The sequence below is a fragment of the Acinetobacter sp. Tol 5 genome (assembly GCF_019702905.1).
Classification (GTDB): Bacteria; Pseudomonadota; Gammaproteobacteria; order Pseudomonadales; family Moraxellaceae; genus Acinetobacter; species Acinetobacter bereziniae.
In genome coordinates, this window is record NZ_AP024708.1 from 2,449,311 (window position 1) to 2,468,185 (window position 18,875).

General features: G+C 36.3%; 18 protein-coding genes. 12 read left to right on the forward strand and 6 right to left on the reverse strand.

Translation table 11 applies throughout. The annotated features are described in order from the left end of the window. Positions 1–6: 6 nt before the first annotated feature. On the reverse strand, positions 7–285 hold the full coding sequence (locus TOL5_RS11480) for a hypothetical protein (RefSeq protein ID WP_004830912.1): 279 nt from the start codon (positions 283–285) through the stop codon (positions 7–9). A 147-nt stretch (positions 286–432) separates the two neighbouring features. Beyond that, positions 433–1,620 (reverse strand): phosphoglycerate kinase, encoded by a 1,188-nt coding sequence (locus TOL5_RS11485; RefSeq protein WP_004830913.1) that lies wholly within the window; start codon positions 1,618–1,620, stop codon positions 433–435. A 139-nt stretch (positions 1,621–1,759) separates the two neighbouring features. Between TOL5_RS11485 and TOL5_RS11490 the strand changes: the two genes are divergently transcribed. From TOL5_RS11490 to TOL5_RS11500, 3 genes are all read left to right on the forward strand, one after another. Next, positions 1,760–2,143: a DUF2237 family protein gene (locus TOL5_RS11490; protein ID WP_004720680.1), complete on the forward strand. Its 384-nt coding sequence runs from the start codon at positions 1,760–1,762 to the stop codon at positions 2,141–2,143. A gap of 20 nt (positions 2,144–2,163) precedes the next feature. After that, entirely contained in the window at positions 2,164–2,757 is a 594-nt protein-coding gene (locus TOL5_RS11495; protein ID WP_151780748.1) for a Maf family protein, read from the forward strand. Positions 2,758–3,185: 428 nt separating this feature from the next. Then, positions 3,186–4,349 carry a cupin domain-containing protein gene (locus tag TOL5_RS11500; RefSeq protein ID WP_058971827.1) on the forward strand — a complete coding sequence of 388 codons (1,164 nt, stop codon included), beginning with the start codon at positions 3,186–3,188 and terminating at the stop codon, positions 4,347–4,349. 88 nt (positions 4,350–4,437) lie between these two features. Here TOL5_RS11500 and TOL5_RS11505 read toward each other — a convergent pair whose 3' ends face one another. Further along, positions 4,438–4,653, reverse strand: coding sequence for a hypothetical protein (locus TOL5_RS11505; RefSeq protein WP_151780361.1), 216 nt, complete (start codon positions 4,651–4,653; stop codon positions 4,438–4,440). Between the two features lie 186 nt (positions 4,654–4,839). Between TOL5_RS11505 and TOL5_RS11510 the strand changes: the two genes are divergently transcribed. Next, the gene (locus TOL5_RS11510) at positions 4,840–6,510 is read left to right on the forward strand and encodes an FMN-binding glutamate synthase family protein (protein ID WP_121775036.1); all 1,671 of its coding nucleotides are present in this window, start codon (positions 4,840–4,842) and stop codon (positions 6,508–6,510) included. 34 nt (positions 6,511–6,544) lie between these two features. Here TOL5_RS11510 and TOL5_RS11515 read toward each other — a convergent pair whose 3' ends face one another. After that, the gene (locus TOL5_RS11515; protein ID WP_198114590.1) at positions 6,545–7,849 is read right to left on the reverse strand and encodes a hypothetical protein; all 1,305 of its coding nucleotides are present in this window, start codon (positions 7,847–7,849) and stop codon (positions 6,545–6,547) included. A 434-nt stretch (positions 7,850–8,283) separates the two neighbouring features. Between TOL5_RS11515 and TOL5_RS11520 the strand changes: the two genes are divergently transcribed. The 3 genes from TOL5_RS11520 (at position 8,284) to TOL5_RS11530 (ending at position 10,519) form a co-directional block, all read left to right on the forward strand. Continuing rightward, complete coding sequence (locus TOL5_RS11520) at positions 8,284–8,907, forward strand: hypothetical protein (RefSeq protein ID WP_171496484.1); 624 nt, start codon at positions 8,284–8,286, stop codon at positions 8,905–8,907. Between the two features lie 10 nt (positions 8,908–8,917). Beyond that, a complete protein-coding gene (locus tag TOL5_RS11525) occupies positions 8,918–9,505 on the forward strand; it encodes a hypothetical protein (protein WP_151780751.1) in 588 nt (195 codons plus the stop codon). A gap of 378 nt (positions 9,506–9,883) precedes the next feature. Continuing rightward, entirely contained in the window at positions 9,884–10,519 is a 636-nt protein-coding gene (locus TOL5_RS11530) for an isochorismatase family protein (RefSeq protein WP_151780752.1), read from the forward strand. Positions 10,520–10,579: 60 nt separating this feature from the next. Here the strand turns inward: TOL5_RS11530 and prpC are convergent, their stop codons facing one another. Together prpC and prpB are read right to left on the reverse strand one after the other, a co-directional pair. Further along, entirely contained in the window at positions 10,580–11,716 is a 1,137-nt protein-coding gene (gene prpC / locus TOL5_RS11535) for a bifunctional 2-methylcitrate synthase/citrate synthase (protein WP_009585013.1), read from the reverse strand. Positions 11,717–11,720: 4 nt separating this feature from the next. After that, entirely contained in the window at positions 11,721–12,605 is an 885-nt protein-coding gene (gene prpB / locus TOL5_RS11540; protein ID WP_004830929.1) for a methylisocitrate lyase, read from the reverse strand. Positions 12,606–12,841: 236 nt separating this feature from the next. Between prpB and TOL5_RS11545 the strand changes: the two genes are divergently transcribed. The 5 genes from TOL5_RS11545 (at position 12,842) to ppk1 (ending at position 18,734) form a co-directional block, all read left to right on the forward strand. After that, positions 12,842–13,495 (forward strand): TetR/AcrR family transcriptional regulator, encoded by a 654-nt coding sequence (locus tag TOL5_RS11545; RefSeq protein ID WP_005029173.1) that lies wholly within the window; start codon positions 12,842–12,844, stop codon positions 13,493–13,495. A 124-nt stretch (positions 13,496–13,619) separates the two neighbouring features. Further along, positions 13,620–14,540, forward strand: coding sequence for an ornithine carbamoyltransferase (argF, locus tag TOL5_RS11550; protein WP_151780753.1), 921 nt, complete (start codon positions 13,620–13,622; stop codon positions 14,538–14,540). 216 nt (positions 14,541–14,756) lie between these two features. Further along, complete coding sequence (locus TOL5_RS11555; RefSeq protein WP_151780754.1) at positions 14,757–15,851, forward strand: hypothetical protein; 1,095 nt, start codon at positions 14,757–14,759, stop codon at positions 15,849–15,851. A 105-nt stretch (positions 15,852–15,956) separates the two neighbouring features. Next, complete coding sequence (locus TOL5_RS11560) at positions 15,957–16,427, forward strand: hypothetical protein (protein ID WP_004830934.1); 471 nt, start codon at positions 15,957–15,959, stop codon at positions 16,425–16,427. A 201-nt stretch (positions 16,428–16,628) separates the two neighbouring features. Next, positions 16,629–18,734: a polyphosphate kinase 1 gene (ppk1, locus tag TOL5_RS11565; protein WP_151780755.1), complete on the forward strand. Its 2,106-nt coding sequence runs from the start codon at positions 16,629–16,631 to the stop codon at positions 18,732–18,734. Positions 18,735–18,875 lie beyond the last annotated feature (141 nt).

Below are 18,875 nucleotides of genomic sequence, written 5' to 3' on the forward strand. Positions count from 1 at the left end.
AAAAGATTATTGAGCTTTAGGCGCTTCTTCTTCTGTCGCTGGAGTTGCTGCATCAGCAGGTGCGTTGGCTTTCTCAGCAGGAACATCAGTATTTTTTTCATCCAAAACAGGTTGATCAATTGCATCAATCGCAGCTTGTTGTTCTGGAGTCGTATTTGCTGATTCAGTTGCAACAGCTTCAGAAGTAGAAGTTTGTTCCGAAGCTGGCGCTTGTTCTTTTTTAGAACATGCTGTAAGTGCCAAAGGAGCAAGAATAAGAGCGACAAGTGCAAATTTTAATTTCATCACATTTCCCAGTGTTGGTGATTGGATTTATCTTAGTTTATTGCAGTTATATTTCATTTTTATTACTTTAAAGTGAATCAACTTTATGAAAAAAGGCTGACACATGGTCAGCCCTTCATAAAAACGTCATCATTGCTTAAATATCAATTATGCACGCTCAAGCAAAACTGCAACTGCTGGAAGGGTTTTTCCTTCAACAAACTCAAGGAATGCACCACCACCTGTTGAAATATAACCAATTTTGTCAGCAACTTCATATTTATCAATTGCAGCTAAAGTATCACCACCACCTGCAATCGAGAATCCTGCCGATTCAGCAATTGCCAATGAAAGTGTCTTTGTACCTTCACCAAATTGATCAACTTCAAATACGCCAACTGGACCATTCCAAAGAATTGTTTTCGACGTCTTTAAAATCTCTGCAAACATTTGCGCTGTTTCTGGACCAACATCTAAAATCATGTCATTGTCAGCAACATCTTCAACCTTTTTAACCACTGCTTTCGCTTTTGCCAATGAACCTAAGAAGTCTGCAAAATCGATTTCTGCAGCATCCGCAACCACAACATCTGTAGGAAGTGGAACGGATACTTTAGCAGCGATTGCTTTAGCGGTATCAATTAAATCATTTTCGCATAATGACTTGCCGACATTGAAACCTGCTGCGGCTAAGAAAGTATTGGCAATCCCACCACCCACAATCAATTGATCGCAAATGTCTGAAAGTGATGTTAAAACATCAAGCTTGGTTGAAACTTTTGAACCTGCAACAATTGCAACCATTGGCTTTTCAGGTGTTTGAAGCGCACGACCTAAAGCATCTAATTCTGCTGCAAGCAATGGACCTGCTGCTGCAACTTTTGCTAAACGAGCAACACCTTCAGTTGAAGCTTCCGCACGGTGCGCAGTTCCAAATGCATCCATGACAAATACATCGCAAAGTGCCGCATATTTTGCTGCAAGATCAGCATTATTTTTCTTTTCACCGACATTGAAACGACAGTTTTCAAGTAAAACAACTTGACCAGCTGCAACTTCAACACCATCTAAATATTCTGTAAATAATTTAACTTCCTGACCCAATGCCTCTGTCAAATAAGCTGCTACAGGAGCCAATGATTGTTCTTCTTTTGGTTCACCTTCAACTGGACGACCAAGGTGAGAATAAACCATTACCGCAGCCCCTTTCTCAAGGGCTAATTTAATAGTTGGTAACGCAGCGCGTAAACGTGCATCACTGGTAATCACACCATTTTTAACAGGTACGTTTAAGTCTTCACGAATAAGTACACGCTTGCCTGTTAAATCGAGGTCAGTCATACGCTGAAAATTCATGTATAGCTCTCTTATAGATATTAAAAATCGCGTAGATTCTAAATGATTACACAAAAAAAGGTTAGATACTTTTGTAGAAAAGCTGTAGAAATGTTGAGATTTGATTATTATAGGACAAACTTTTTAATTTTATACGCTTATGTCTTTTCATCCAGATCCTAAAATCAATGGTTTAAATGTTTTAGGTGAGCCTTTAGCAAGTTGTTGCTTTTCACCCATCACTGGTTATTTTCGTAATGGTTTTTGTCATACAGCCACAACGGATTTAGGTCAACATACCGTATGTGCTGAAATGACCTCTGAATTTCTCAATTTTTCTCAAAAAGTGGGGAATGATTTAATTACACCTCTTCCTGAACACGGCTTTCCTGGACTTCAACCTGGAGATTTCTGGTGCTTATGTGTGACTCGTTGGGTTGAAGCTTACCAAAACGACATGGCGCCTCGGGTGAAACTACAAGCATGCCATCAAGCTGTTCTGGCGTATGTGCCTTTAGATCTTTTAATGGAATACGCAGTATAACTAGGCTGATAAGACGAAACATGACTCATTCTGAAATTATTTTGGCATCTTCCAGTCAAACCCGTAAAGATTTAATGAATCGTTTAGGCTTGGAGTATCGTTGTATTTCACCTGATATTGACGAGTCTCCAAAAAATGAATCTCATGCAGATGATCTGGCGAAACGCTTGGCTTTTGAAAAAGCTAGAATCATTGCAAAGGCTCATCCCAATGCAATTGTGATCGGCTCAGATCAAGTCGCATGGCGTGAAGATGCACCTCAGAATTTTATTGGAAAACCCTTAGCCATAGATAAGGCAATTCAACAACTTCAAGCAAATTCTGGTAAAAATGTCTTTTTTAGTACTGCTTTAAGTGTTCAGCACTTAGCTACAGGCTTTGAACATACTTTGGTCGAACATTATCATGTGAAATTTCGTGATTTAACGCTTGCAGAAATTGAGCGGTATATTGAAATCGACCAACCTTTAAATTGTGCTGGTAGTTTTAAATGTGAAAGTCTAGGCATCAGTTTGTTTGAACAAATGATTGGGCAAGACCAAACAACCTTGATGGGTATGCCCATGATTCAGCTATGTAGGATTTTAAGAAAGTTGGGACTAGCATTACCTTAATTAATGCTGTGATGAAATTATTACTATCTTTTGATTTAATTCAGCTTCGCTTAGGTCATTCACTTGTGTTTCATAGACTACTCAAGCTGGCAAAGACACATGCTTGCCTATGATAATGAGTTGCCGATATGCGTATAATACTGAAAACGGTTTGTGCGCTATTGCTTTTTTGGGATCAAAATAATAAGAAATCAGAACAAATCCATATCCATCAATCCAATTGAAAACTTTCTTTTAAATCGAAAGACTTTTCAAAGATATTGTAGTTTTTTTTATCATAGCTGATAACAGACTTTTTACTTTAGGAAAGTATGGATAGCTCTCATTTTATATCCATATATTTTGAATAAAATTACAAATACTTGCGCCGACTTTCATCTCATAAGACAATAGCACATTATAGATTCAAATTTGCTTAGGCTATTTTCATGTCACTTCCTTTAGATGTTCTTGGTGGAATTACTGCTGAACAATTTCTCACAGAATATTGGCAAAAAAAACCATTATTGGTCCGCAACGCACTTCCTGAAATTGCTGAGATTTTAGTACCTGATGACGTGATGGAGCTTGCACTTGATGAAAACATCACTGCACGTCTAATCAAACAAAAAGACAAAGACCCAAATCAATGGTCAGTAAAAACATCCCCTCTCATCAAAGGTGATTTTCAAAAAATGCCTAAACTTTGGACCTTATTGGTTCAAGCAGTTGATCACTACTCTTTCGACTTGGCAGAACTTTGGAAGAAATTTCCTTTTATTCCTCAATGGCGCCGTGATGACATCATGGTCTCTTACGCACCTAAAGGTGGTTCAGTCGGTCAGCATTTTGACTTTTATGATGTTTTTCTCGTACAAGGCTTTGGACATCGACGTTGGCAGTTGGGACAAATGTGTGATGCCGAGTCTGAGTTTGTCGTAGGACAACCATTAAAGTTGCTCCCCAATATAGAGATCAATTTTGATGAAGTTTTAGCACCCGGAGATTTGCTTTACGTACCTCCAGGCTTAGCACATTATGGTGTTGCAGAGGACGAATGCCTCACCTACTCTTTTGGTTTCCGTATGCCAAATATTGCCGACATGATGGATCGTGTAAGTGATAAATTTGTAGAAGACCAACGTTTACGTAATCCACTATTAGATGTGTTAAGGCATAAGTCAAATCCAATTGGGCAAGTGACTCAAGCTGAACTGGATTATTTAAAAGCAGAATTATTAGCGCAATTAAATCAATCTGATGTATTAGAAGACGCGATTATGAGTTTAATGGCTGAACCTAAATATCCAGAAAATATTCCAGATGCTGAAGCGATTGGGACGGGCGATTTGGAAGAAGTGCTTGAGCAAGGTTACTTACTCCAAATCGAACCTGCATCAAGATTGATCTATCTTGAACAAAACAATGAACTATTGTTCTGGGCTAATGGTGAATCCATCTGTATCTCTATTGAATTTGCACCATATTTAAAACAGATTGCAGATGGTCACGCTGTAGCATTAAATCCTCAATTATCTGAACAAGAAATTTTAGAAGATATTGCGGGTTTATTGAATGAATCTATCTTGATGCTTGTTCCCACTGACGAATAAAATTCGCAATCTAGCTCTAACAATGCAACGCTTAAATAAAGCCTGAAAATTCAGGCTTTATTTCTATCAATTTACTTTCAGCATAATTTTAAGAAATAATTCCCTCATGTTTGCTTAAGCTGATTTTTGAGTGAGCTTGAGAACTTAACTGATGCTTTAATGTCTCGTTTTCCTGCTTTAGGTTCTTTATTTTAAAAAACTGCAACAATAGCCCGATATAAGCAATAACAACAATCACAGAAACATAAATGGCTAAAAAACTGATACTAGGGTTTAACAATTTTGTCAGAAACTCTTCAAACATTTTCGATTCCTTTTTATTTTCGATACATTATTCGACACACAATATAGGCAAAGTACCTCAAATCTTCAAAAAAAGAAATCATTCCTGTATTAATCTAGAACCATTCTCAAGTCTAACAAATCGTTACTTGAGCTCTTTTGTAAATTTAGGCAACTTAACACCAGATAATGAAAGAGATATTCCAACATGGCAAGCCCTGCGCAAGCAATTCGACATCAACTTTTAAATACATTTTTCTCCCGTTATTCCGTTTGGTTTATTTGTATTTTTCTCTCGTTATTTTTAACTTGGATTATTTTTTTTAATGAAGGTCATTATATCTATTATTTCTTTTCAGACACCGTTCTGAATTTAGCATGGGTTGTTTTCTCGATCCTTGCTGCGATAGGTTTTGCCGACATTATTCAAACACAACATTCTATTCTAAGAAATTACCCTTTGATGGGACATTTTCGCTTTTTCTTTGAAGATATACGCCCTGAAATCCGTCAATATTTTATTGAATCTGATAATGATGCTTTACCCTTTTCACGTGCACAACGAAGTCTTGTTTATCAACGTGCCAAAAATGAAAATGCAGACAAACCATTTGGCTCAATTATTGATGTATATCAAGAAGATTATCGCTTTTTAACCCACTCTATGACGCCAAAAACTCCAGCCGACTTTAATACTTTTCGAATCAGTATTGGTAATGATCAATGTACGCAACCTTATAGCGCATCGATCATGAATATCTCTGCAATGAGCTTTGGTAGTTTAAGTGCTAACGCTATTTTAGCTTTGAATACAGGTGCGAAAAAAGGCAACTTTTATCATGATACTGGTGAAGGAAGTCTAAGCCCTTATCATCTCAAACCAGGTGGTGATATTGTTTGGGAAATTGCCAGTGGTTACTTTGGCTGCCGGACTTTAGATGGCAAATTTGATCCTGAAAAATTCAAGCAACAAGCGGCTTTACCTCAAATCAAAATGATTGAGATTAAACTGTCACAGGGTGCAAAACCTGGTCACGGTGGAATCCTGCCAAAAGATAAAATTACTAAAGAAATCGCTGAAATACGTGGTGTTTCAATGGATGTTGACTGTGTTTCACCAGCGTCGCATTCAGCATTTAGTACACCGATTGAAATGATGTACTTTATTCAGCAATTACGTGAATTATCGAATGGTAAGCCTGTCGGATTTAAACTATGTATCGGTCAGCCTTGGCAGTTTATGAGTATTGTCAAAGCAATGTTACAAACCAAAATTGTACCTGACTTTATCGTTGTGGATGGTTCAGAAGGTGGTACAGGTGCAGCTCCAATTGAGTTAATTGATCATATGGGAACACCTTTGCGTGAAGGTTTACTGTTTGTTCACAATACCCTCGTCGGCGCAGGTTTACGCTCCCAAGTTAAAATCGGAGCAAGCGGCAAGATTATCAGCGCCTTTGATATTGCAAGTACGATGGCAATGGGTGCAGATTGGGTCAATTCAGCACGAGGCTTTATGTTTGCGGTTGGCTGTATCCAAGCTCAAAGCTGCCATACCAACCAATGCCCAGTAGGTGTCGCAACACAAAATAAAGAACGCCAAAAAGCACTTGATGTTCCATCAAAAGCAGATCGTGTATTCAACTTTCAAAAAAATACCTTAAAAGCACTGGCTGAAATGATTGCTGCAGCAGGCTTACAACATCCAGCTGAAATCAAAGCACATCATCTTGCGCAACGTATTAATGACCGTGAAATCAAGAATTATGCTCAATTGCACTTTTGGATGAAAGAGGGTGAGTTATTGTGTTGTGAAGACAAAGATGAAGAAAATTTCTATTTTAGAATGTGGAATTTAGCAAGCGCTGAACGCTTTTAAACAACCAGAACTAACCATCTGATTAAGGAGATCATCATGATCTCCTTTTTTCGATGTTAAATCCTGTACGACTTGGTCGTGCAATTGCAGCTAGATGTACGGGTTTAAAATTGCCTTGCTTCAATTCTTTAAGATTTACCATTTGAAATAATTCAACGGATTGATATCCCAAATAAGCATAAATATCTTTGCTGAATGAAAATTTTAAGAAAACAGCATAACAAAATTGAAAATAATAATAGCCTGCTATACTGATAATAAATGCAACACAGGCTGCAAAAATATCAAATAAGATAAAGCTAACTAAAACAATAAAACCTAATATTAATCTTAAAGTTTCTATATATTTTTCGTGGTCACGTAGCGGGAATTTCGGTCTTTGCAGTGCCTGTAGCAACTCCTCATCTATGGTTAAATACTGATGATAATCATAAATCAACCAAGCATATTGACCTATTGAATCACCTTGTTGTGAAATGATCATCTTTACATCAGTATCTTGAACAAAGTGAAAGTCATCCAAATAGCTATAGAAATTTGTTCCTTGCAGATTAAATCTCACTTCAGTTAAAGCATCAGGATATGCAGTGGTTGATTCCCTCTTTTCTATTATATATTGATCCAATCTTTCAGAAATGGATTCCACTTTAAATTTGGCAAGTTCATGTTGAGTTAAACCAAACTGGACCAATTTTTGAGTGTACTGCGCTAATTGAGTTTTTAATTCTCTATCATTTCGACCATGCCTCAACTGATTGATTAAGCTTAAATCATACAATTGATCGAACTCATAGAAATATGAATTCGTGAGTTTTAAACTGTTTAAAGTTCTTTTACTCAAGACAGGTAGCTTTAACATATGAAACAAAGCTTCAATATTGCTGGTTTTTTGTCGATTTAATTTTAGACATTCAAAAATAAAGTAAACAAAGCAACTGATCAAAGTCAGTATTGCCAAATGCATAAACGTATCAAAATAATAAATAGTTCCATCCATAAAATATTGATAAAAAGGATAGACAACGAGAGCAAATAACAAAACGGCCATGCTAAAACTGAATGATTTACGCAAATTCAATACTGCATCAAAGTGATCAACTGATTGAATTTGATCATTCAAATAAAGTATTTGCTTGGTTTTATTGAATACCGCATATATATCCTTATCCAAAGAATTAAAAATTACCTGGACATCATCGTGTAATTCAAAAACTTGTGATTGTATTTTCGTCCCACGATATTTTCTTTTTTCAATTTTTAAGATGAATATCCCTGTTGCTGTATATTCTACAAAACTAATATTTCCACTTTCTTCAGCAAGATTATCTATATGCATCATTTCTTATAAGCTTAAATTCTATCTAAAGATATTGTTTAACCATATCTTTTTCATATTAAAAACAGCAATTGATTATAACCCGAATATTGATGGATACTGATAACAAAATAAAGTTTTAAATCATCATTTTTCTACACATTACATTTTAGTTTAAAACATCAGTACCTGGTCATTTTACATCTACCAGTAAATGCTCACCTATCACATTTCATCATCCAAACAGGAGGATAAATGGTTAAAAAATATCGATATTTTCACAGATTCCTCACTCTATAAAAAATCAGAGAAAGAACGAATTTTAAATTTAATCAGATGTTGAAAAAAGTGAACAAATAAAGTCTGTAGTTACACAACACATGAATTACTTAAAGACTACGTTTAATTGGGTGAAAATTATGCAAAATAACAAACACGTATCAAAAGAATATCAACTCATGCACTTTTTAAAATACTTATCCATCGGCATGACTCTTACAATGTCATTACATTGTTATGCTACTGTGGGAGGTGGTCAACATATTGAAGTACTCGGCTATGAAACAAAAGAACAAAAACTTTATTTACTCAGACATTTTGAAGATGAACGTGGACGCCTAGCACAATTATATTATTACCAGTTAAATAGCAAATCACCAGATCGTTTGATTGAAGTTAAATCCCTCTACGTTCATCCTAAAACTCACCAAATTGATTATGATCAAGATGGTACTCAATTTGAAAAAGACCTCGCGAAAATAAAAAAGCGATTGATACCTCTGCTCACTGGCAATGCCAATACGGCAAAAATTCAGATCATGAAAAGTCAAACACAATACGTTTCTGCTTGGCATGATCCATCAGAAAAGATTCCTCAGTATAAAACATTATATAGGGTTAGCACTGCTACGTTAAAAAGCAGCAATCAACAAGCACTACAGTATGCTAAAACAATAAAAATCACACAAAATTATGTCATACCCAATCAGAATAAGATGTTAGTTATTGTCAAATATTACGGTATTCCTGAAGAAACAGGTTATGATATTGAAGATCCTGTTTTATTATTACCTAAAAAATGATGAGGCAAAAATGTCAAAAATAATCGCATCAAGCATTTTACTGATGTTCAGTTGTGCAGCTTTCGCAAATGATTACAGCAATATTACGCTGCTAGTTCTCGGTTATGATTCAAAGACTAAACATGTATTTGTTGTTGAAAATTCAAAAAGTTATTCCGTTCCTAAAGTTTATTATTATCCCCTAAACGAGAAAAAGTATGATTTGCCAAAATATGATGAAAGATTCTCTGCAATTAAAGACCAAGCCACATTTAATCAAGCATTAGTCAAGATTCATACCCAACTTAAGCCACTTAAAGCATTAGATGTACGTGATTTTAAGCTTAATTTACTTGAACAAAATGCATCAACGTCTCAAGATTCGATACCATTGAGTAGCGTATATAGTTCAGTATTCACAGTACAGAATACCCAAAATCAAAGTAAAGCAATGAACTTAACCAGTTACAGCCCGAACATTAAACTTAAACAAGCATTTGAATTACCAAAAAATAAAGGTGCTCTGATTACTTTTGAATCTCTGAGCTTACCGTTTGATGAGGGGTATACACGTGAAGAAGCGGTCATTCTTTTCCCTAATGGTCAGCTTCCTCAATAAGTAAAGCCTCCTAGGAGGCTCTACTATAAAATAAACATATCATCATCCATCAATTTTATTTGGCGTCATTAAAACATTCTTAACATACAATAAATCAATATCCATCTTTCTTTCCTGTAAGTTGTTAAGGATTGAATCCTCATGATTACTCAAGGAATATGCTTTTAATTTTCTAAAATTCATATTTAAAACTCATTACATCTCGCCCCTAGATGAACGTTATCAAGTATAAAATTATACTAACAAAGTATCATTTACCTTTAAAAATCATGATCTAATAATTAAGTTTAAATAAAAAATAAACGTTTTATATGCTTTTTATCTGTTCTCGATCCAATGATGTAAAAACGTAATCACTTTATAAATTAAGGAAAAGTTATGAAATTTGAAATCGACAATCCTAAAAAAACTGCACTGTTGATCATAGACATGGAAAACGATTTTGTTAAACCTGATGCATCCATGTGGGTCCCAATGGCAACAGAAATTGTTCCCAATATAAAAAGTTTAGTTACCATAAGCAGAGAAAAAGGGTTAACAATAATCTATACAACTCATGTACATCAAAAAGACCGAAGCGATATGGGGCTGATGTCAGATTTTTGGTCTCCGATAGATCAACAATCAGCTTTGGTAGATGACACCGAAGGTGTTGAAATTTACCCTGATCTTGCACCGCAAAAAGATGAGCTTGTTATTAAAAAAAATCGTTACAGTGCTTTCTACAACACCGATTTAGATCAGTATCTAAAAAAATTAGGAATTGAGACGCTTATTATTACAGGAACAGTAACAAATATGTGTTATGAATCGACTGCCCGTGATGCACATTTTAGAAATTATAAAGTGATTTTTGTATCTGATGGTACAGCCACTATGGATCATCCCGATCTGGGTGCTGGAGCAATGAGTGCACAAGCGGTTCAAAAAGCGACTCTAACAAGCCTTTCACTCTGTATTGCAGAAATTGCATCAACACATGAGGTGATAAAAAGATTATCGTTTTTTCGTTGAACAATACATAGATAAAGCCTGAATTCAGGCTTTATCTATAAACATGCGAATAATTGAAAATTAGGCAGCTGAACGTTCAGCGATTGGAACAACTTTACGAAGTTCTGGTCCTGTATAATCCGCACTTGGACGAATAATACGATTGTCTGCACGTTGTTCCATGACATGTGCAGCCCAACCGGTAACACGAGACATCACAAAAATTGGAGTAAACAATTTAGTCGCAATATCCATAAAGTGATAAGCAGATGCATGGAAGAAGTCTGCATTACAGAACAATTTCTTCTCACGCCACATCACTTCTTCACAACGAACAGATACTGGATAAAGTACTGTATCACCTACATCTTTTGCTAAACGCTCAGACCAAATTTTGATAATGCCGTTACGAGGATCATTGTCTTTATAGATCGCATGACCAAAGCCCATGATTTTTTCTTTACGCTCAAGCTTGCCCAGCATTTCACGCTCAGCTTCTTCAGGAGAGGTCCAGTTTTCAATCATTTCCATAGCCGCTTCATTTGCACCACCATGCAATGGACCACGAAGTGAACCAATTGCACCTGTAATACATGAATGCATATCAGACAAGGTTGATGCACAAACACGCGCAGTGAATGTAGATGCATTAAACTCATGCTCAGCATAAAGAATTAACGAAACATTCATCACTTGTTCATGCAATTCATTCGGTTTCTCACCACGAAGTAAATGCAGGAATTGAGCGCCAATTGAATCATCATCGGTATTTTCTTCAATACGCACGCCATCATGGCTAAAACGATACCAATAACAAATGATTGCTGGCAAAGTCGCTAGAATGCGATCTGCAACATCTTGCTGTTGTTCAAATGACTTTTCTGTTTCAAGATTACCTAACATTGAAACGCCTGTACGCATCACATCCATTGGGTGTGAGTCAGCAGGAATACGTTCCAAGACTTCTTTTAACGCTTGTGGTAATTGACGCAAAGATTTTAATTTTGCCTTATATGCAGCCAATTGTTCTGCGGTCGGTAATTCACCAAAGAAAATCAGATAAGCAACTTCTTCAAATTGGCAATTTTCTGCAAGGTCTTGCACATCGTAACCACGATAGGTTAAACCTGCGCCACTTTTACCTACAGTAGAAAGTGCTGTTTTACCAGCAACTTGACCGCGCAGTCCTGCGCCTGTGAGTACTTTTCCTTCAGCCATTTTATTATTTCTCCTGCGTGAACAGCTTGTCTAGAGTATTTTCAAAAGTGTGATAATCAAGGAATTCGTAAAGCTCTTTACGTTGTTGCATGGTATCCAATACATTGACTTGAGTACCATTTTCACGAATAGATCGAAAAACTTCGAGTGCAGCTTTTTGCATTGCACGTGTTGCAGATAATGGATATAGCACCATGCTAATGCCCTGCTCACCTAACTCTTCAGTGGTGTAATACGGGGTATCACCAAATTCGGTAATATTGGCAAGTACAGGTACACCTACTGCATCACATACGGTTTTATACATAGTGATGTCCGTCATGGCTTCAGCAAATATTGCGTCAGCACCCGCTTCAACACAGGCACATGCACGGTCAATAACCGCTTGCAAGCCTTCTTTTTGTAAGGCATCTGTACGTGCCATTACGACAAAGTTTGAATCAGTTTTAGCATCGACTGCTGCTTTAATACGATCGACCATTTCTTGCTGAGAAACGATTTCTTTATTTGGACGGTGCCCGCAACGCTTTTGCGCCACTTGATCTTCGATATGAACAGCAGCAGCACCTGCACTGATCATTTGTTTTATTGTACGTGCAATATTAAAGGCACCGCCCCAACCTGTATCAATATCGACCAATAATGGTGTGTCTACACGTTCTGTAATACGGCGAACATCTTCCAATACATTGTCTAAGCTCGTCATCCCTAAATCTGGTAAACCATATGAATAATTGGCTACCCCAGCACCTGAAACATAGATTGCTTTATAACCTACTTGTTTCGCCATCATTGCGGCATAGGCATTGACTGTACCAATGATTTGTAATGGTTTTTCCACTTCTAGTGCTTGTCTAAATCTTAAGCCTGCAGACGTTTGTTGTGTCATATTCCCTTCCACAGTGGTCACTTGTTTATTGAGTTTTGAGTATAGCCATAATTTGTAAATCGCATATGACCATTTAGGTATATTACTCTAAAACTTTAGTCAAAGAAAAATGAATTTTGATTCATTTTTTCAATTTAATGCGCATTTATTAACCAACCAAGACAAATCAATACTGACAAAGAAATTTATTGACATTTTTGTTATAATAATTACAACGTACTTTTTATCCGCAATTTATGAACCAAGATTTAGCACATATTGAAGCCTCTGGATGTGATTTCCCACAAACAAAACGTGGTCATGAACGTCGTTTGGCATTATTGATTAGTGCAAATCAACTTTTTTTGGAACATGGTTATGATGCGGTGTCACTCGATGACATTGTCAATCATGCGGGTGGTTCAAAAGCGTCGATTTATAAGTATTTCGGCAATAAAGAAGGTCTATTTACCGCAATTTGCGACTATCGCCGTGATCTTTTTTTTAAAGATATCTGCCGACCGTTCAACCCATCATGTAATGATCTTCGTGCTTATCTAATTACCACCTTAATCACCTTCTATAAGCATATGATCATGCCCGATAACATTGCATTTATACGTCTGATCTTTGAACGCTCACAAAAAGATCCACAATTGGCACTCTATATTCATGAAAAGGGTCCCAAACAAGTCCAACTTTCGATTGCTAGTGCTTTAGAACGTTATGCAGAAAACCAAAAACTGGTCTGTGAAAATCCACTTTATTCAGCACAATTCTATTTTGGCATCCTTAGAAATTTAGAATGGCGAATCTTGATGGGGATTGAAATTAAAGATTCTGATCAAGAAATACTCGATTGCATCAGTTATTGCGTAGATCGCTTCCTACAAGGGCATCAAAAGGTCTAATTTTTTTGCGTTTTCATATTCATATAGTATATTAGATGATTCTCCTTTTTATTTTCATCAACCAACAATGAATTGTTGGTCAATTCGCTATTGGCTTTGACTAGACAATTATTGTGGAGTAACCATGGCTCTACGACATTTTCTTACTTTACGTGACTTATCCACTGCTGAACTGAATCGCATCATCGAACGCGCTATAGAGTTAAAGCGAAAACAGCACAATAACGAAGTATTCCAACCTTTTGTTGGAAAAGTCATGGGGATGATTTTTGAAAAGTCGAGCACCCGTACTCGTGTCTCCTTTGAAGCTGGTATGAGCCAGTTTGGTGGCAGTGCAATTTTTCTATCATCTCGTGATACACAACTTGGACGTGGTGAGCCGATTGAAGATTCAGCTCGAGTCATTTCTAGTATGCTTGATATCGTCATGATTCGTACTTTTGGTCATGATATTGTCGAACGTTTTGCTGAATATTCTTCTGTGCCCGTGATCAATGCATTGACCGATGACCATCACCCATGCCAGTTATTGGCTGATATACAGACCTTTGTTGAACATCGTGGTTCAATTGAAGGAAAGACAGTGGCTTGGATTGGGGATGGCAATAATATGTGTAACTCCTATATTGAAGCAGCACATATGTGGGGTTTTAAATTAAAAATTGCTTCGCCAAAAGGTTATGAACCAAAACCAGAATTTCTTTCTGAGTTTGCCCATTGTGTTGAACTGTTTGAATCTGCTGAAGATGCTGCTGTAAATGCAGACCTCATAGTCACCGATGTTTGGGCAAGTATGGGACAAGAGGAAGAACAAAAAATTCGTGAAAAAGCTTTCGCTGCTTATCAGGTCAATGAAAAATTGATGGATTTAGCACATCCTGATTGTTTATTTATGCATTGTCTTCCTGCACATCGTGGTGAGGAAGTTTCTGAAAATATGTTGGATCATAAAAATGCAGTGGTGTGGGATGAAGCAGAAAATCGCTTACATGCACAAAAAGCATTGGTTGAATTCTTGATCAATGAAAACTTAAAAAAAGATTAGTTTTCTAAAGTTAAGATCAAGTCATATCCATAAAATAAGCACCTCAATCGGTGCTTATTTTTTATCTATCGATGCTAATCAATAAGCTTCAAATTTTATTATTCACTAATCGCTTGAATACACCTAGAAATGCCTGATTGAAAAGAAATTAACTAGATTTTATTTTTCCAATACGATAGATGTAAATTATATGATCATAAGGATAACAACATCGCCATGAAAAAATTAATATTGTGTAGTTTGTTGGTTAGTGTCGCTTTTCCTTTAAACGCTAAGAACTTGACCATTACACTTGATCTGTATGAAAGTTACGGCACAATGAATCAAGAACAAAAAAACAACTTATTTAATCGTCCAATTGTAGGTGAAGCATTTTATCTACCTCGACATAGTATTGTGGGTGTCACTGGTAGCATAAAAAAATGTGGTTTTTTAAGCTTTCCCTGTTTTAAAAAGAAATCCAAGCAAATTCAAATTAATGCAGTCAAAAACTTAGCAACAAATACGCTGACCTTTCAGGTTCCACTTTCTACTGGTACTTTATATAAATTAGAAAGTTTTACTGTGATAATTCCATTTAAACATAATATAAGTTCATCTGATGGACTTGTTATTCGTGCAAGCGGATCTGAGCATCATCGGCTGATTCAACCTGTCTCTATAGGTAATGGCTTTGAAGGTTTAAAGGGAACGCTCCGTTTTAGTCAATCTGGATTTTCAACTCTTGATACTGTTGCAGGCGCGATAGATCCAAATCAGACGCCGCCCTACCAGTTTTTTAAAACACATCCATATTTAGGGTATTTTACCAACCAAAATATTAGAGCAATTCCAAACTATATTTCGAGTGATCTAAAATCACCTTATCCAGCGGAAATTGCAAATTTGGAAAAAATCTACTCAGCAAAGCGCTTTGATGCTCAGCTAGACGGTCATCAATTTACTGCTGTAGACATAAGTGCCAAGCAAAAAAAGGATCTCAAATGTAAAAGTACTTTTGGGGATTACAAATACACGTTATTTTTTATTGATGGACAGCTCAGCTATTACAGTACAACTCTCGCTGACATGAGGACATGTGAAACTCGCTATACCACAGCGATTTGGAATGAGCATGGTGAAGTATATGATTATCAAGTACATAAATCTTCAAGTGCCCAACCATTTCAATATGGAGGATGGCGGAATACATGCAATATAGAAAACAATTCAAATATTGGTTTTTGCAATATACAACCACCTGATCAACACGCTTTAAAGCATTTTGAAAAAGAAGCAAATCGAGTTCTGCATTTTTTCCCAACACCTTAACATAGGTGAATGATGTAAGCTTTTGATAAAAGTAAGTCACAACACTGGTACATATTGTTTGATTGAGTATAATAAATCCATATTCTTTATAAGTGTATTATTCAAATGAATTTCAAAATAATATCTTCATCAATAACAACCCTTTTACTGAGCTTATCCATCCAGAGTTATGCAACTGAATTGGATGACTATTTAATTCAAAATCAACTTATTGAACAAAATTACAAAATTAAGGATTCAAAAAATTTAGATGATGTTTTAAATGCCTTAAGTGATGAGGATTCACGTGTATTACCCGTTCAAATTGACCAAAATACTGTGATCGAAAAAATACGTTTGTATCATGATCACATTGATCTCGAAGGAATTATTACATCCGAAAATTTCAAACAATTTTCTGACAGCATGGGTAAAGAAAAAACCCAGCAATTTCTCATGCAAGGTATGCTTGAAAACTGTGGTTTAATTTTTGAAAATGAATTCCAAAGACGAAATCCCTATTATGTGAAAATGAAACTAAGTTCAGCAGAAAAAGTATATGAGCTAAAACTTAAAAATGATCAATGTCAATTTTAAAATTGACATTTCCACGCTTCAACAGTTTGATAGAACAAGATGTTGAAGCGATATCCCCAAGAACCCCTGTTTATCTATGTTTAAAAAAATAATTTACAAATATGTTAAAATTGAAATAATTTTCAATATTTTAGCTAACTGTAACAATTTTGTCATGTAGAATACTTACTATGCCCATCAAGGTCGTTAAGACAGTTTCAAATGACGCAGATCATGCCCGCTTCAAAAAATTTATCCTCAACTGAATTTCAACACAGTTCAAGTAGCTACATCAATCGTGAAATTTCATTGCTAGAATTTCATAAACGCGTATTGGCACAAGCCAAAGATAAAAATCATCCCTTACTTGAACGTTTAAATTTCTTAATTATTTTTTCACGTAATTTGGATGAATTTTTTGAAATTCGTGTAGCTGGACTCATGAAGCAAATTGACTTCAAAACCATTACTAGTGCACCTGATGGTATTCCCAATGAAGTGATCATTGAACAAATCTCAGCAAGTGCTCACCTTGCGATTCAAGAGCAATATGACACTCTAAACCACATACTGTTACCAGAACTTGAAAACTATGGCGTTAAATTCATCCAATATCACAATATCTTAGAAAAACATCTGGATTGGATTAAGCACTACTTCTTTAAACAAGTTCAGCCTGTTGTTACCCCTATCAGCTTGGATCCAGCACATCCATTTCCTCGACTGGTCAATAAAAGCTTAAATTTTATTGTCACCTTAGAAGGAAAAGACGCATTTGGTCGACAAATTGAATTGGCAATTGTTCCTGCTCCACGTTCATTACCACGTGTGGTGCGTCTACCTGATGAACTGACGGGTGGCGAAGAACACTATATTTTGTTGTCTGCAATCATCCAACAACATATCAGCGATTTATTCCCAGGAATGACTGCAACGGGCTGTTACCAATTTCGCGTGACACGAAATGCTGACTTGACACTCGCAGAAGATGTTGATGACCTCGCTGTTGCTTTAAAAGACGAGTTATCCTCACGGCGTTTTGGTCGTGCGGTTCGATTAGAAATTGCTGACAATTGTCCTCATTCAATCAATCATTATCTTTTAGAACAGTTTGATCTTGATCCACAACACCTATATCAAGTGAATGGTCCTGTTAATTTGACCCGATTAATCACCAACTTTGATATTCCTGAATTACGTTTTAAACCTTATCAAGCTGTTATTCCTAAAGCACTTCGAAATTCGAATAAAATCTTTGAAGTACTGACTAAGCAAGATGTACTTTTACACCATCCGTTTGATTCATTTAAACCCGTCATTAACTTATTGCGTGAATCAGCACAAGATCCAAACGTACTTGCCATCAAGCAAACCTTGTATCGTAGTGGACCTGATTCAGAAATTGTACAAGTGTTGGCAGAAGCTGCTCGCAATGGCAAAGAAGTTACGGCAATCATTGAATTGCGTGCACGCTTTGATGAAGAATCCAATATTACAGTGGCTAATATTTTGCAAGAAGCTGGTGCAGTTGTGGTTTATGGAATTGTTGGCTACAAAACCCACGCCAAAATGATTTTAATTGTACGGCGAGAAGCTGGAAAACTAAAACGTTATGTTCATCTTGGCACGGGAAACTATCATGCTGGAAATGCGCGTATGTACACCGATTACGGTTTACTCACGACACATGAAGAAATCTGTGAGGACGTTCATAAAATCTTCCAAGAACTAACTGGTATGGGGAAACTGTTAAAGCTGAAAAAATTATTTCATGCACCCTTCACATTACATGCACAGCTTTTACATTTGATTGAACAAGAAACAGCACATGCCAAAGCAGGTAAAAAAGCCAGAATTATCATTAAAGTAAATGCTTTAACTGAACCAAAACTCATCTCAGCATTGTATACAGCCTCTCAAGCTGGTGTAAAAATTGATTTGATCATACGTTCAATCTGCTGTTTAAGACCGCAAATACAAGGGCTTTCCGAAAATATTCGCGTGCGTTCGATTGTAGGACGCTACCTGGAACACACCCGAGTTTATTATTTCTATAACGATGGTCAGGATGAGTTGTATTGTGCCAGTGCAGACTGGATGGGCAGAAATCTGTTTTCACGTGTTGAAACCTGCTTCCCAATCGAAGATAAAAAGCTTAAAAAGCAAATCATTGACTATGGTTTACTCAGTTATCTAAAAGACAATATTCGCGCTTGGGAATTAGATGCAAATGATCAATGGCATGCAATAAACCCAAAAGCTGCAGAAGAAGTACATATTGCACAACAAGTGTTAATGCAACAACGTACACTTCCAACCACAGCTTAAATAACAATTACATCACTTAGCAAAATCATATGTATTCTCCAGCCTTTCTTTTATCTTTTAGAAGAAAGGCTATTTTGATTAACTCAGATGAAGTGCTGATCATGTACCACAAAGTGCATTCAATATTTGTGTATTTTTAAC

What these genes read in the sequence shown, in the direction of transcription:
- TOL5_RS11480 (WP_004830912.1), bottom strand. Translation starts at nt 285, where the DNA reads ATGAAATTAAAATTTGCACTTGTCGCTCTTATTCTTGCTCCTTTGGCA.
- TOL5_RS11485 (WP_004830913.1), bottom strand. Translation starts at nt 1,620, where the DNA reads ATGAATTTTCAGCGTATGACTGACCTCGATTTAACAGGCAAGCGTGTA.
- TOL5_RS11490 (WP_004720680.1), top strand. Translation starts at nt 1,760, where the DNA reads ATGTCTTTTCATCCAGATCCTAAAATCAATGGTTTAAATGTTTTAGGT.
- TOL5_RS11495 (WP_151780748.1), top strand. Translation starts at nt 2,164, where the DNA reads ATGACTCATTCTGAAATTATTTTGGCATCTTCCAGTCAAACCCGTAAA.
- TOL5_RS11500 (WP_058971827.1), top strand. Translation starts at nt 3,186, where the DNA reads ATGTCACTTCCTTTAGATGTTCTTGGTGGAATTACTGCTGAACAATTT.
- TOL5_RS11505 (WP_151780361.1), bottom strand. Translation starts at nt 4,653, where the DNA reads ATGTTTGAAGAGTTTCTGACAAAATTGTTAAACCCTAGTATCAGTTTT.
- TOL5_RS11510 (WP_121775036.1), top strand. Translation starts at nt 4,840, where the DNA reads ATGGCAAGCCCTGCGCAAGCAATTCGACATCAACTTTTAAATACATTT.
- TOL5_RS11515 (WP_198114590.1), bottom strand. Translation starts at nt 7,849, where the DNA reads ATGATGCATATAGATAATCTTGCTGAAGAAAGTGGAAATATTAGTTTT.
- TOL5_RS11520 (WP_171496484.1), top strand. Translation starts at nt 8,284, where the DNA reads ATGCACTTTTTAAAATACTTATCCATCGGCATGACTCTTACAATGTCA.
- TOL5_RS11525 (WP_151780751.1), top strand. Translation starts at nt 8,918, where the DNA reads ATGTCAAAAATAATCGCATCAAGCATTTTACTGATGTTCAGTTGTGCA.
- TOL5_RS11530 (WP_151780752.1), top strand. Translation starts at nt 9,884, where the DNA reads ATGAAATTTGAAATCGACAATCCTAAAAAAACTGCACTGTTGATCATA.
- prpC (WP_009585013.1), bottom strand. Translation starts at nt 11,716, where the DNA reads ATGGCTGAAGGAAAAGTACTCACAGGCGCAGGACTGCGCGGTCAAGTT.
- prpB (WP_004830929.1), bottom strand. Translation starts at nt 12,605, where the DNA reads ATGACACAACAAACGTCTGCAGGCTTAAGATTTAGACAAGCACTAGAA.
- TOL5_RS11545 (WP_005029173.1), top strand. Translation starts at nt 12,842, where the DNA reads ATGAACCAAGATTTAGCACATATTGAAGCCTCTGGATGTGATTTCCCA.
- argF (WP_151780753.1), top strand. Translation starts at nt 13,620, where the DNA reads ATGGCTCTACGACATTTTCTTACTTTACGTGACTTATCCACTGCTGAA.
- TOL5_RS11555 (WP_151780754.1), top strand. Translation starts at nt 14,757, where the DNA reads ATGAAAAAATTAATATTGTGTAGTTTGTTGGTTAGTGTCGCTTTTCCT.
- TOL5_RS11560 (WP_004830934.1), top strand. Translation starts at nt 15,957, where the DNA reads ATGAATTTCAAAATAATATCTTCATCAATAACAACCCTTTTACTGAGC.
- ppk1 (WP_151780755.1), top strand. Translation starts at nt 16,629, where the DNA reads ATGACGCAGATCATGCCCGCTTCAAAAAATTTATCCTCAACTGAATTT.